We start from the raw sequence: 14,487 nt of genomic DNA, 5'->3' as shown, positions 1-14,487 counted from the left end.
AATACTCCTTGCGTTCTCAATAGATATGCGTATAATGCCACCCAGTCGAAAGGGAAGTGGTTTACTGATTTGAACGATGTAGATTGTTTGAATTAAATAGAAAATACTTCTTGACTAAATAAATAAAGCGTCTATAATACGCCCTCATCAGACGGACTGAGAAGCTTATATGTCAATTACATATAAATAACTTAGTTAACCTGGTGAAACGAAATTATAAAAAGTCTTGACAAATCAAATCATTATGATAAGATAGTCGGCTCGCTAGATAGCTTAACCGGAGACGGATTGGCTAGATGGCAAAAGAAATACCCTATATATCGATGACTGGACGACAGTGATTGAGACTATTTAAAAGCATAACTAAAGAACAACTTGTGTGGATTTTTGCTGATTCAGAATGCTAAAAAATAAAGTTGACTATCTTTTCTTTTCGGGAAGATTATTAACTATAAAAATTATCATTTAAGACAGCAGAAAAACTCAAAGTTAATTCATTACGAACATAATTTTTAGCGATTTTGCCAGATTAGATGAGCCAAGTTTAGAAGCTTCTTTAAAGAGCTTCATAGCAAGATTAAACTGAAGAGTTTGATCATGGCTCAGATTGAACGCTGGCGGCAGGCTTAACACATGCAAGTCGAGCGGAAACGATGGTAGCTTGCTACCAGGCGTCGAGCGGCGGACGGGTGAGTAATACTTAGGAATCTACCTAGTAGTGGGGGATAGCACGGGGAAACTCGTATTAATACCGCATACGTCCTACGGGAGAAAGGGGGCAACTTGTTGCTCTCGCTATTAGATGAGCCTAAGTCGGATTAGCTAGATGGTGGGGTAAAGGCCTACCATGGCGACGATCTGTAGCTGGTCTGAGAGGATGATCAGCCACACCGGGACTGAGACACGGCCCGGACTCCTACGGGAGGCAGCAGTGGGGAATATTGGACAATGGGGGAAACCCTGATCCAGCCATGCCGCGTGTGTGAAGAAGGCCTTTTGGTTGTAAAGCACTTTAAGCAGTGAAGAAGACTCTTCGGTTAATACCCGGAGACGATGACATTAGCTGCAGAATAAGCACCGGCTAACTCTGTGCCAGCAGCCGCGGTAATACAGAGGGTGCAAGCGTTAATCGGAATTACTGGGCGTAAAGCGAGCGTAGGTGGCTTGATAAGTCAGATGTGAAATCCCCGGGCTTAACCTGGGAACTGCATCTGAAACTGTTAGGCTAGAGTAGGTGAGAGGGAAGTAGAATTTCAGGTGTAGCGGTGAAATGCGTAGAGATCTGAAGGAATACCGATGGCGAAGGCAGCTTCCTGGCATCATACTGACACTGAGGCTCGAAAGCGTGGGTAGCAAACAGGATTAGATACCCTGGTAGTCCACGCCGTAAACGATGTCTACTAGTCGTTGGGTCCCTTGAGGACTTAGTGACGCAGCTAACGCAATAAGTAGACCGCCTGGGGAGTACGGCCGCAAGGTTAAAACTCAAATGAATTGACGGGGGCCCGCACAAGCGGTGGAGCATGTGGTTTAATTCGATGCAACGCGAAGAACCTTACCTGGTCTTGACATATCTAGAATCCTGCAGAGATGCGGGAGTGCCTTCGGGAATTAGAATACAGGTGCTGCATGGCTGTCGTCAGCTCGTGTCGTGAGATGTTGGGTTAAGTCCCGCAACGAGCGCAACCCTTGTCCTTAGTTACCAGCGGGTTAAGCCGGGAACTCTAAGGATACTGCCAGTGACAAACTGGAGGAAGGCGGGGACGACGTCAAGTCATCATGGCCCTTACGACCAGGGCTACACACGTGCTACAATGGTAGGTACAGAGGGCAGCTACACAGCGATGTGATGCGAATCTCAAAAAGCCTATCGTAGTCCAGATTGGAGTCTGCAACTCGACTCCATGAAGTAGGAATCGCTAGTAATCGCGGATCAGAATGCCGCGGTGAATACGTTCCCGGGCCTTGTACACACCGCCCGTCACACCATGGGAGTTGATTGCACCAGAAGTGGATAGCTTAACCTTCGGGGGAGCGTTCACCACGGTGTGGTTGATGACTGGGGTGAAGTCGTAACAAGGTAGCCGTAGGGGAACCTGCGGCTGGATCACCTCCTTATAGATGGCATTCGGTCAGCAAGAATTCACAACAAGTTGTTCTTTAGTTTAAGCTTACGTTTTAGGACGTATTAGGGTCTGTAGCTCAGCTGGTTAGAGCACCGTGTTGATAACGCGGGGGTCAGTGGTTCGAGTCCACTTAGACCCACCATTTATATAATGGGGCCATAGCTCAGTTGGTAGAGCGCCTGCCTTGCACGCAGGAGGTCAACGGTTCGACTCCGTTTGGCTCCACCACTACTTTAGTTAAGCTTAGAGTGCTAAATAAAAATAGGTATCAAATAGAAACAAGTGATTCATCTTGAATAAAGACACGATTACTTCTTTCTGTTTTATACAGAATCTGTGACTCGACGAGAGCATAGAGACTATTTAAAAACATAGATATGAGTCTGGGTTAGGAAGAGCGTGTTCACGCGCACTTCTTAACCTTAATAACTCACCTCTTAACGACATCAGTTGTTATCCCAGGGGTGAGTTATTAAAAAAGTAAAGAGAACTGAATCAAGCGTATAAACATAGGTGATATCGTTATCATAATTAGATTGTATGACACTTAGAAGTCGAGAGACTACTTGGGGTTGTATGGTCAAGTAATGAAGCGCACATGGTGGATGCCTTGGCAGTCAGAGGCGATGAAAGACGTGACAGCCTGCGATAAGCTTCGGGGAGGCGGCAATATCCTGTGATCCGGAGATTTCTGAATGGGGAAACCCACTTACCATAAGGTAGGTATCCTAATTTATTAGGAAGCGAACGAGGGGAAGTGAAACATCTCAGTACCCTTAGGAATAGACATCAATTGAGATTCCCCTAGTAGCGGCGAGCGAACGGGGAGAAGCCGATTAGTACTAATGTAGAAGAACAGCGTGGGAAAGCTGACCGTAGTAGGTGATAGTCCTGTATTCGAAACATTAGCATTAACATATTAAGTAGAGCGGGGCACGAGAAATCCTGTTTGAAGATGGGGGGACCATCCTCCAAGGCTAAATACTCCTGACTGACCGATAGTGAACCAGTACCGTGAGGGAAAGGCGAAAAGAACCCCTGTGAGGGGAGTGAAATAGAACCTGAAACCGTGTGCGTACAAGCAGTGGGAGCCTACTTGTTAGGTGACCGCGTACCTTTTGTATAATGGGTCAGCGACTTATGTTCTGTAGCAAGGTTAACCGTTTAGGGGAGCCGTAGGGAAACCGAGTCTTAATAGGGCGATTAGTTGCAGGGCATAGACCCGAAACCGAGTGATCTATCCATGAGCAGGTTGAAAGTGCCGTAACAGGCACCGGAGGACCGAACCCACTGTCGTTGAAAAGCCAGGGGATGACTTGTGGATAGGGGTGAAAGGCTAATCAAACTCGGTGATAGCTGGTTCTCCCCGAAAGCTATTTAGGTAGCGCCTCGGACGAACACCATTGGGGGTAGAGCACTGTTTCGGCTAGGGGGTCATACCGACTTACCAAACCGATGCAAACTCCGAATACCGATGAGTGATATCCGGGAGACACACAGTGGGTGCTAACGTCCATTGTGGAGAGGGAAACAACCCAGACCGCCAGCTAAGGCCCCAAATTCCTAGTTAAGTGGGAAACGAGGTGGGAAGGCATAGACAGCTAGGAGGTTGGCTTAGAAGCAGCCATCCTTTAAAGAAAGCGTAATAGCTCACTAGTCGAGTCGGCCCGCGCGGAAGATGTAACGGGGCTCAAACTAGGAGCCGAAGCTGCGGATTTGAATTTGTTTTCAAGTGGTAGGGGAGCGTTGTGTAAGCCTGTGAAGGTGTGTTGTAAAGCATGCTGGAGGTATCACAAGAGCGAATGCTGACGTGAGTAACGATAATGCGAGTGAAAAGCTCGCACGCCGGAAGATCAAGGGTTCCAGTCCAACGTTAATCGGGGCTGGGTGAGTCGACCCCTAAGGCGAGGCCGAAAGGCGTAGTCGATGGGAAATCGGTTAATATTCCGATACTTGTTTATAATGCGATGGAGGGACGGAGAAGGTTATGTCAGCCTGGCGTTGGTTGTCCAGGTGAAAGGATGTAGGTTTATAGCTTAGGTAAATCCGGGCTATTTCATACCGAGATCTGATAGCAAGTCCTACTTGTAGGACGAAGTGGCAAATACCATGCTTCCAGGAAAAGCTTCTAAGCAATAGTTATAAACGAATCGTACCCTAAACCGACACAGGTGATCAGGTAGAGAATACCAAGGCGCTTGAGAGAACTCTGCTGAAGGAACTAGGCAAAATGGTACCGTAACTTCGGGAGAAGGTACGCTGTTGATGGTGATAGGACTTGCTCCTTGAGCTGTTGGCAGTCGCAGATACCAGGCTGCTGCAACTGTTTATTAAAAACACAGCACTCTGCAAACACGAAAGTGGACGTATAGGGTGTGATGTCTGCCCGGTGCTGGAAGGTTAATTGATGGGGTTAGCGTAAGCGAAGCTCTTGATCGAAGCCCCAGTAAACGGCGGCCGTAACTATAACGGTCCTAAGGTAGCGAAATTCCTTGTCGGGTAAGTTCCGACCTGCACGAATGACATAATGATGGCAGCGCTGTCTCCAGCAGAGACTCAGTGAAATCGAAATCGCAGTGAAGATGCTGTGTACCCGCGGCTAGACGGAAAGACCCCGTGAACCTTTACTACAGCTTTACATTGAACTTTGACCTGACTTGTGCAGGATAGGTGGGAGGCTTTGAAGCCGAGACGCTAGTCTTGGTGGAGCCAATCTTGAAATACCACCCTGGTCATGTTGGGGTTCTAACTCAGGTATAACAATACCGAGGACAATGTATGGTGGGTAGTTTGACTGGGGCGGTCTCCTCCTAAAGAGTAACGGAGGAGTACGAAGGTGCGCTCAGACCGGTCGGAAATCGGTCGTAGAGTATAAAGGCAAAAGCGCGCTTAACTGCGAGACCCACAAGTCGAGCAGGTACGAAAGTAGGTCTTAGTGATCCGGTGGTTCTGTATGGAAGGGCCATCGCTCAACGGATAAAAGGTACTCTGGGGATAACAGGCTGATACCGCCCAAGAGTTCATATCGACGGCGGTGTTTGGCACCTCGATGTCGGCTCATCTCATCCTAGGGCTGAAGCAGGTCCTAAGGGTATGGCTGTTCGCCATTTAAAGAGGTACGCGAGCTGGGTTTAGAACGTCGTGAGACAGTTCGGTCCCTATCTACCGTGGGCGTTGGAAATTTGAGAGGATCTGCTCCTAGTACGAGAGGACCAGAGTGGACGAACCACTGGTGTTCGGGTTGTCATGCCAATGGCATTGCCCGGTAGCTACGTTCGGATGGGATAACCGCTGAAAGCATCTAAGCGGGAAGCCCACCTCAAGATTAGATTTCCCTAAAGAGCCGTTCAAGACTAGGACGTTGATAGGCAGGGTGTGGAAGCACAGTGATGTGTGTAGCTAACCTGTACTAATTGCTCGTTTGGCTTGACCATACAACACCCAAGTGGTTTGTACCAAGTCTAATTAATCTGTCACAGACAGAACATTTCGATATCACCTTTAACCTTGATTCAGTTAGGTTACAAGTTGATCGACCATAAACTAAACATTTATAGTCAAACAATAAAAACAACAGACTCATATCTAGCCCCCTTTGCTGACGACAATAGCGCGATGGCCCCACCTGATCCCTTCCCGAACTCAGAAGTGAAACATCGTTGCGCCAATGGTAGTGTGGTTCGCCCATGTGAGAGTAGGTCATCGTCAGCTCTCTATTCTAAAGTAAAAGCCCCCAACGTTAATTCGTTGGGGGCTTTTCTTTGTCATTGCTCTTTTATTAGGAGTCAAATATTTCTGATTGAAGTACTATATTCATACTATTAGTTTATAATAATTAGATTCCAATGTTTTAGTAAACAATAATTTGTAATCTAATACCTTTACTATATATATGAGAAGTAAATAGTATGAACAACACAAATAATTTAGACTTGCACCAAGTAGTTGATAATTATATTCATAATTTAGAAGCCCTTCATGAAGTGCTACCAATACAACTAGCGTTAGCTAGTGTAGCGGCTGACAAAGCAGATAAGAAGCATAAAACATTTCTAGACAATAATGCAGAAAAAATTGAAGAAGATGATGATTCGACCAAGTATAAGTTAAATTATAAAGATATTAGAAACTCATATAGACTTGGACGAAAAAGTGATAGAGCCAAAACTGTTTTGGGAATTTTACCTAAGAATTTCCACGTATCTTATGTGTCAGAATTTGATTCTTATCTAGGCAATTTGCTTACTAAAATACTAACATTCAAGCCGGAAATAATAGATTCCAAAGATAAAAACATATCACTATCTGATCTAGTTGAACTAGGTAGTATAGAGGCAGCTCGTGAACAGATTATATTAAAAGAAGTTGAAAGCTTTTTAAGATCAAGTCATATGGAACAGTTCTCATGGATGGAGAGAAACTTTTCTGTAGTTTTGACTAAAGGTTTAAATTCATGGCCAAACTTTGTAGAACTAACAGAGCGTAGAAACTTGTTTGTTCATTGCGATGGGGTGGTTTCTGAGCAATACCTAAAAGTTTGCAATAAATACAATGTAACTATTGATGAAGAAATAGTTTTAGGTAAAAAACTTGAAGCAAATGTAAAATATCTTCGACAGTCTTATGAAGTGCTTTACGAAATAGGTTTAAAATTATCTCAAGTACTTTGGCGAAAGCTTAGTCCAAATGAAATAGAAAAAGCAGAAAAAAGTCTTTCACATTGTATATATGAGCTCCTGATTGAAGAAAATTATTCATTAGCTATAAGACTATTGGACTTTGCATGTTGCACATTGAAGAAGTGGGGCTCAGAAGGAGATAGATTGGTATACGTTATTAATCGAGCTCTAGCTTATAAATTTTCTGGGAACAATGATAAATGTCAATCAATACTATCATCTCAAGATTGGTCTGCTTGTGGTGACAATTACAATATATGTGTATCTGTACTTAAAGAAAATTTTGAAGCCGCAAAGACAATAATGCTTAGAATTGGGAATTCAGGTTCAGTTGGTGAGGTTGATTATATAGAATGGCCTTGTTTCAAAGATTTTAGAGATACTGATGAGTTTATAACAGGTTTCGCAGAAGTTTTTGGCTATCAACCAACTACTATAGAACAAATTGAAAAAAATGAAGCCAACGAAAATTCTTTTATATAAAGTGAATATACCGATCCAGAGAATATCACTGAAGATAAAATTAAATGTTCAGAACAGTAAAATGAGAATTATAATCTACTCAAATGAGTAAGCATTAGACACTGTTGATTTAAAATATGATTTAGATTAAAAGTGTCTCTTTAGATTATTTATACATTATTCAAAAATAGTTATGACCCATAAAATCATTTATCTAACCTAAAACAACTCACCCATCTCAACGTCTTCTTCAAAATCAAATCCTAGCTGCTCGTTTTTACGTAGCCGCATGAGCTCGATACGCAGCTTACGTCCTGCGATAAGCCTTAGCACCTCGCGTCGCTGCTCTGTTGTCATATGATGCCATCGTTGGCGCTCGGCTCGACTGCGCAGGCAACCGAAGCAATAGCCTTTTTTATTGCTTTGACAGACACCGATACAAGGGTTGTCAATGTCGAACAGCTCAAACTGTTGATTCATGGCGACTCCATTGCGATTACCGTCATTCCTTTGACTGGCACAAAACGATTATGACCATATTGTTATGTCGTAAATACCGACTAATAGTGTGCCGTTTTATTGTTATTATTTTTGCGCATCGGGTGCTATGCTTAGTGTCACTGGCCTATATAAGACAATCATAACAAAATTAATAAGTGAGAGGATACGTGAACCTGATTTATATCCATGGACTGGACAGCGATGCCAACTCGACCAAAGGGCTGCTGTTAGAAAAATACTGCCAGCAGTATCATCCTGATATCAATGTACTGCGTCCTGATTTAAACAAATCTCCTGCGCAAGTGCGTGAGCAGTTGTTGTCATTGGTAGATGGGTTGAGCAATAGCCAAGATGAGCAGACGGAATCGTCCAACACGGTATTGGTCGGTAGCTCATTGGGTGGGTATTTTTCCACTTTAATCAGTAATCAAATAGGTTGCCCTGCATTGCTACTAAATCCTAGTATTCAACCTCATATCACGCTACAGCGTTTTTCTGATAACTCAGTGACAGTTCAAGATAGCGATGGTAAGTCATCGGATAATAAAGTCCTGCATACAACAGCGGGTGGTTGGCATATTACGCCGTCAGATTTGCAATGGTTTGCAGACCATCAGATATCTCAAGTCACTTATCCCAACAAGGTCGCTGTATTGCTTAAAGAAGGGGATGAGCTGCTGAATTCTGAACTGTCTCAAACTTTTTATCAAGGGCAGGGTGCATCGGTAACCGTACAAGCAGGCGGCGATCATCGCTTTAGTGATTTTGGTGAGCAGCTACCGATGGTAATAGAGAGGCTACGAGAGCTAGGGCGTATCATCAACTAGCTCATTCAATCATTTAGCGGTCTTAAAATGGCTAAATCTTGTCAAACATCGTCAAAAATTTTGCGAATATACCTATATTCTCTGCAATTTTTTCCTCGTTTGACTACTATTTATCTCATTTTAAGCCTCGCTATCTAAATGATGACACGCCCTAGTAAAGTCTTAAACAGACGACATTATATGACGTGAACAATGGACTATTGACCTTAACGTCGCTGTTTTTGGTTATAATGGCTTTATAGAGTTAAACGCACATGAATAGTTAAGGATGCATTTGTGAGTCAATATAATGCGCAATCGTTAGAAGTTTTAGAAGGGCTTGAACCTGTTCGTCGTCGCCCAGGTATGTATACCGATACCACGCGACCAAACCATTTGGCGCAAGAGGTCATTGATAACTCGGTGGATGAAGCATTGGCGGGTTATGCTAAAACCATCAAGGTGCAGCTGCACAGTGATGGGTCGCTGTCTGTCGAAGATGATGGGCGCGGTATGCCAACTGATATTCACCCTGAGTTTGGTCAATCAGGTATTGAGCTGATTTTGACCCGTTTGCATGCGGGTGGTAAGTTTTCGACCTCCAATTACGAAGTATCCGGCGGTCTGCATGGTGTGGGTATCTCTGTCGTCAATGCGTTATCCACACGTGTTGAAGTGACGGTATGGCGTGATAGCACCCAGTTTGATATGGCGTTTGAAAATGGCGCACCCGTGACGCCATTGACAGAAGCGGTCAGCTCCAATAAACGTAAACGTGGTACTAGAGTGCATTTTTGGGCCGATGGTAGTTTCTTTGATACGCCCAAATTTAATGTAAAGCAGCTCAAACACAATCTAAAAGCCAAAGCGGTATTGTCTGCGGGGCTAACGATTGAGTTCACCGATGATATCAATGATGAAAAGGTCGTTTGGCAATTTACTGATGGGGTGGTCGAGTATCTAAGCGAGCAATTAGATGGTCTTGAGACGCTACCTGAAGCACCGTTTTATTATAACTACGATGCAAAAGCAGGCGAACGTGCGGGTGTGACCTTTGCATTATCTTGGTTACCTGAGGGCGGTACGCCGATTCAAGAAAGCTATGTGAACCTGATCCCAACAGCGCAAGGCGGTACGCACGTCAACGGCCTGCGCACGGGTATCTTAGAAGCGTTGCGTGAGTTTTGTGATATTCATAATTTGCTACCGCGTAGTGTGAAACTGACCGCAGAAGATGTGTGGGATGGGGTGAACTATATCTTATCCTTGAAGTTCTCTGAGCCGCAGTTCTCTGGACAGACCAAAGAGCGTTTATCGAGCCGTGAAGCTGCGGGCGCTGTACAGACTTTGGCAAAAGATGCCTTTAGTCTGTGGCTCAACCAACATGCCGATATGGGTACGCAGATTGCGGAATTGGCAATTAATAAAGCTGGACGTCGCCTAAAATCAGCCAAAAAAGTTGCTCGTAAGAAGATTACCCAAGGGCCTGCATTACCGGGTAAGCTGGCAGATTGCCGTGGTGATTTGCGTGATGGCGCGGAACTGTTCTTAGTAGAGGGTGACTCGGCAGGTGGCAGTGCCAAGCAAGCACGTGATCGTCATTATCAGGCGATATTACCTCTGCGCGGTAAGATTTTAAATACATGGGAAGTCTCTTCAGACACGGTACTATCAAGCCAAGAGATTCATGATATTGCTATTGCGATCGGTGTGGATCCTGCCTCTGATGATCTGTCTGAGCTGCGCTATGACAAGATATGTATCTTGGCAGATGCTGACTCTGATGGCCTACATATTGCGACGCTGATCTGTGCGTTGTTCGTCAAGCATTTCCCTGCGCTAGTGGATGCTGGTCATTTATTTGTTGCGATGCCGCCATTGTATCGCGTGGACGTGGGCAAAGAAGTGCACTATGCATTGGATGAGCCAGAGCTTGCCCATATTTTGTCCAAGGTACCGGGTAACAAAAAAGCGCAAATCACTCGTTTTAAAGGTCTGGGTGAGATGAGTGCCGAGCAACTGCGTGAGACGACGATGAGCCGTGATACGCGCCGGTTAGTGCAGTTAGATATGGATGACATGGTACTGACCAATGGCATCATGGACATGCTACTGGCAAAGAAACGTGCCGCTGATCGTAAGTCGTGGCTTGAGAGCAAAGGGGACTTGGCTGATATTTCTTAATCGATATCAGTGAGCCTTGGGAAATGTGTGTAAAAGTGAACGACATAGGGTATTACTTATATTTATGGCTGCGCGCTATTGCACATAGTAAAAGCACGCAAAATTCAGCCTAGTTAAACAGGCTAGATGTTATCATATCAGTACCTTTCACTATATTGTGCTGTCAGGATACCAAAGATGTTTAAACGTTCTAAGTCTGCCATTACTGAATCTACGCGCTCAAAGATACTGCCAAAGCTCAGTAGAAAACAAGTGGGTGACAACGTGCCTAGGCGCGGTAATAAAGTGTCGCCTGTGATTGGCTTGTGGCTCATGAAGACATTGGGATGGCGAACGGTTGGTGATATTCCTAATATCTCTCAGGCTGTGGTATTGGCACTGCCCCATACCTCTAATGTTGATGGCGTTTATGCACTTCCTAGTTTGTTTGCGCTAGATTTAAAAATCAGTATCATGGCAAAGCATACGCTGTTTAGAGTGCCAGTATTGTCTCAGCTGCTGTACTGGATGGGAATTATCCCGATCAATCGTACTGAAAAAGGCTCAGTATTGCAAGCCAGCATCGATAAGTTTAAGACGGGTGAGCCACTATTTTTGGGCTTATCACCAGAGGGTACACGGCAGTATACCGAGAGCTGGAAGACAGGGTTTTACTATTTGGCGCTCGGTGCTGGCGTGCCTATCTTGCCAGTCGCGCTGGATTATAATACCAAAGAAGTTCGTTTTTTATCTGTGATACATCCAACTGGAGATATTGAAGCGGATTTACCAAAGATTTATGCTCAATACCAAGGCGTCATGCCAAGGCATCCTGAGCGTCTATCGCAGCCGCTACAGGATATCAACAACGCAGCTAAATCTGAATAAGCCTTTTTTAGTATATCTCCAAAGATAAAAAAGCCCCTGATAATATGTTATCAGGGGCTTTTTTTAAGTGATTTTATCGTGGCTGTTAATTTACATAGCCAAGATACTAGAACTGTGGCTGACCGTTAGAGGCGCTAACGCCGCCATCGACAGGTAGGTTCACCCCAGTAATCATAGCAGCGTCGCTACTGGCCAAAAAAGTAATGGCAGCGGCAATATCTTCTGGGGCAGCCAAACGCCCAAGTGGACAGCGAGCTAGAAATTTGTCTGTCTTACTGTCATTGTCTTGAATGGCAGTGGTCATGCTGGTCTTAGTCACACTTGGATTGACAGCATTTATGCGCACACCGTCAGGACCATGATCTAACGCCAGTGTACGCGTTAAGTTGGTTACACCTGCTTTGGCAGCGTTGTAAGCGGCCATATTCCAGTCACCGCCCATTCCCGAGAGGGATGAGACATTGACGATACTGCCTTTGGTTTCTATCAAATGGGGCATCGCTGCTTGTGAGACATAGAATGTACCATTTAGATTAACATCAATGGCTGAGCGCCAGTCTTCAGCAGACAGATCTGTTATCTTACCTTGAGTCGCTTTTCCAGCGTTGTTGACCAAAACATCAATCCTTTCAAACTTATCGATAGTATGCTTGATCATCTCCTGTACTTGGCTCTGTACACTGATATCGCAAGTAACACATAGATAATTGTCAGTATGAATCCACGTATGATCTTCTGGAAACTGTTCTGCTGTTTCTGCTAAGGTATCAGCAGTACGCCCTACCAAAACCACTCTAGCACCTTCTTCAGCAAAGCGAATGGCAGTGGCACGGCCAATACCTGAACCTGCTCCAGTGACGATCACGGTTTTTTCTTTAAAACGCTTCATAATGCTCAATCCTTGTTATTATATAGTGCTGATTAAAATTTGATAAATGAACCTAACAGCGGTGCGTGAATGCAGCCTATAATTATAAAATCTACGAACAAGTAACACCGCTTTGATATCATCATAACAAGTCATTGCGTTGAAAGCGACTGTGTATGATGGTGCTTATGTAGCGTAATTTTACAGTCGTAAATGCACTAAAGTACTAGCAATGATATTAGTAAAAACGCTATGGTTTTGAGAAGTCAAAAGGCGACTAATCGCCTAATATACGATAATAAAAGGTTGGAATTTGTGTCTCAGTCCTCTACTGCAATATCTGATGAAAGTTATCTTGCTAGTGAGCTTGCCTGTTATTTACAGTCAGCTGCGATAGGCGTCACGCTGCCTGCTATACAAGCAGCTGGACAAAAATATGATGCTTGCCAATATCTCTACCAACTCTCAGTAGGCAAGCTGCAACTGCTGGCGTTGACACTGTATTTACCTTTAGATACCAGCTCAGCTGATATTAGTGCAGCACGTATGACTGCGGTAAAATCTGCCCTCGCATGGCGTAAGGCATCAGCCTCTCAAAATAAAAGCACCGAAAGAAACGACATCGAAAAAAACCGCACCGAAAGTATCGACACCAACACTAAAGACATAGAGCCCGCTTGCCATGATGTTTTAGTTGTCGATATTCAGCTGACTGATGAGGAAGAGAGGAGTGCAGCACATACTGATAGTCATCAGACCAAACCACCCAGTCGTCTAAAGCATGACTTCGGCGCTCGCTATTTTTTGGAGGATTTGGTGGTAGATATGAGTGAGGCTGGGCCACAACTACACGTGTTCAGCTGGCACGACTGGCAATCGGTCTTGGTAGCGGTACAGACCCCTTGCGAGTTATGGCGGTTTTTGAGTTATCATTTAGCACAGTTGCAATACTCGGCTATCAGTCATGCGCCAAGTTTTGTATCAGAAGAAGTACTCGCGGCTCAGTTTTTGCAAAGTCCATCTTTATTGGCGCCTGCTATCACAGTAGATAATACGCTTATCAAACATGAAACTCAGGATAAACCCAATCCAGCACTTGTCACCATGGCGCTCGCGTACAAAAATCAGAGCGCAACTGCCCAGATGTATCATCAGCATATGCAACAAGCAGCGACACTATGGTCGCAGTTAAGTGCACAGATGATAGCAATGTATCGTGAAAAGCAGACAGCGACAGACGACCAAACACAGCCAGATATCTCAGTGTCTCGCTGGCAGCAACAACTGCTGGATGAGTCGTTGTTCTCGCGGCATGAGCTGGTCCGTACGCTATATAGACATCCTAAGCAAAGTGATAAGCTGAGACAAGATGGCTATGTGGTACATCAGCATTCTTACGAGAGCTTGGGTCGGCACTATGTACTCATATTCTATGGTCAGGATGCTCAGGCAAATAACAGCAAAGCGGCTATCCAGCCGAATCTAGCAAAAATTGCACAGGACGTAGCGACGCGCTTACCAATAGTAGAGTTACATCATATCGTTGTGCTTGGTATCGACTTTATTACTGAAGATAATGAGACATTTATTGATATTGATGTGTGGATACAGCCAGTCGATACGATGACTCAAAGAGAGCGGCAGTTGACTAAACAAATACAGCAGTTAAAAAAGCAGGAGTCGCAGAAAAACGTCCAAAGAACAAATAAGCAAGCTGATCATAATGCTAAATCCGAGAACAATGACGAGAACAATAATAAGCCTGCTAAGTTACCTCAAATACAGCTAAGTCTTTCTATACCTGCAAAAAAAGACAAATAGGGATTAACGATTTCTACAAAGTAGTTTTTAGAGCAGGGTGGTTCTGAGTCAGGTGCTGTTTCAACGCTATTTCAATGTGGTTTCAATTTTTTTGTACCCTACCTCTAAGCGATTTCTACTGATACGCGCACAAAAAAAGACAGCCTAGGCTGTCTTTTTTTTTATTTAAGAGT

The 14,487-nt window shown here is 44.4% G+C and carries 7 protein-coding genes, 2 tRNA genes and 3 rRNA genes; 10 read left to right on the top strand and 2 right to left on the bottom strand.

Annotated features, from left to right (window positions below; all coding sequences use genetic code 11):
* The first annotated feature begins 579 nt into the window (after positions 1-579).
* The 6 genes from AC5JPT_RS08980 to AC5JPT_RS08955 all read left to right on the top strand — a co-directional run bounded on the left by AC5JPT_RS08980 (position 580) and on the right by AC5JPT_RS08955 (position 7,288).
* Positions 580-2,118 (top strand): 16S ribosomal RNA (locus AC5JPT_RS08980).
* A gap of 73 nt (positions 2,119-2,191) precedes the next feature.
* Positions 2,192-2,268: transfer RNA gene (locus tag AC5JPT_RS08975), tRNA-Ile, on the top strand.
* 10 nt (positions 2,269-2,278) lie between these two features.
* Positions 2,279-2,354 (top strand) — tRNA-Ala (locus tag AC5JPT_RS08970).
* 350 nt (positions 2,355-2,704) lie between these two features.
* A 23S ribosomal RNA gene (locus AC5JPT_RS08965) occupies positions 2,705-5,560 on the top strand.
* Between the two features lie 163 nt (positions 5,561-5,723).
* Positions 5,724-5,837, top strand: a 5S ribosomal RNA gene (gene rrf, locus AC5JPT_RS08960).
* The 16S, 23S and 5S rRNA genes sit together here with 2 tRNA genes alongside, the layout of an rRNA operon.
* A 197-nt stretch (positions 5,838-6,034) precedes the next feature.
* Positions 6,035-7,288: a hypothetical protein gene (locus AC5JPT_RS08955; protein ID WP_493857842.1), complete on the top strand. Its 1,254-nt coding sequence runs from the start codon at positions 6,035-6,037 to the stop codon at positions 7,286-7,288.
* 198 nt (positions 7,289-7,486) lie between these two features.
* Here the strand turns inward: AC5JPT_RS08955 and AC5JPT_RS08950 are convergent, their stop codons facing one another.
* Positions 7,487-7,747 carry a DUF1289 domain-containing protein gene (locus AC5JPT_RS08950; RefSeq protein WP_493857841.1) on the bottom strand — a complete coding sequence of 87 codons (261 nt, stop codon included), beginning with the start codon at positions 7,745-7,747 and terminating at the stop codon, positions 7,487-7,489.
* A gap of 188 nt (positions 7,748-7,935) precedes the next feature.
* Between AC5JPT_RS08950 and AC5JPT_RS08945 the strand changes: the two genes are divergently transcribed.
* From AC5JPT_RS08945 to AC5JPT_RS08935, 3 genes are all read left to right on the top strand, one after another.
* Positions 7,936-8,595 (top strand): YqiA/YcfP family alpha/beta fold hydrolase, encoded by a 660-nt coding sequence (locus AC5JPT_RS08945; protein WP_493857840.1) that lies wholly within the window; start codon positions 7,936-7,938, stop codon positions 8,593-8,595.
* A gap of 276 nt (positions 8,596-8,871) precedes the next feature.
* Complete coding sequence (gene parE, locus AC5JPT_RS08940; RefSeq protein WP_493857839.1) at positions 8,872-10,758, top strand: DNA topoisomerase IV subunit B; 1,887 nt, start codon at positions 8,872-8,874, stop codon at positions 10,756-10,758.
* A gap of 177 nt (positions 10,759-10,935) precedes the next feature.
* Positions 10,936-11,625, top strand: a complete 690-nt coding sequence (locus AC5JPT_RS08935) for a lysophospholipid acyltransferase family protein (protein WP_493857838.1) — start codon at positions 10,936-10,938, stop codon at positions 11,623-11,625.
* 106 nt (positions 11,626-11,731) lie between these two features.
* On the opposite strand, the gene budC is transcribed toward AC5JPT_RS08935, so the two are convergent.
* Positions 11,732-12,514 carry a meso-2,3-butanediol dehydrogenase gene (gene budC / locus AC5JPT_RS08930; protein WP_493857837.1) on the bottom strand — a complete coding sequence of 261 codons (783 nt, stop codon included), beginning with the start codon at positions 12,512-12,514 and terminating at the stop codon, positions 11,732-11,734.
* A 294-nt stretch (positions 12,515-12,808) separates the two neighbouring features.
* Here budC and AC5JPT_RS08925 point away from each other — a divergent pair, with 294 nt between their 5' ends.
* Positions 12,809-14,314: a hypothetical protein gene (locus AC5JPT_RS08925; protein ID WP_493857836.1), complete on the top strand. Its 1,506-nt coding sequence runs from the start codon at positions 12,809-12,811 to the stop codon at positions 14,312-14,314.
* Positions 14,315-14,487 lie beyond the last annotated feature (173 nt).

This window comes from Psychrobacter sp. H26 (genome assembly GCF_059073035.1).
This window is presented reverse-complemented; position numbering and strand designations above follow the sequence as displayed.

What these genes read in the sequence shown, in the direction of transcription:
- AC5JPT_RS08955 (WP_493857842.1), top strand. Translation starts at nt 6,035, where the DNA reads ATGAACAACACAAATAATTTAGACTTGCACCAAGTAGTTGATAATTAT.
- AC5JPT_RS08950 (WP_493857841.1), bottom strand. Translation starts at nt 7,747, where the DNA reads ATGAATCAACAGTTTGAGCTGTTCGACATTGACAACCCTTGTATCGGT.
- AC5JPT_RS08935 (WP_493857838.1), top strand. Translation starts at nt 10,936, where the DNA reads ATGTTTAAACGTTCTAAGTCTGCCATTACTGAATCTACGCGCTCAAAG.
- budC (WP_493857837.1), bottom strand. Translation starts at nt 12,514, where the DNA reads ATGAAGCGTTTTAAAGAAAAAACCGTGATCGTCACTGGAGCAGGTTCA.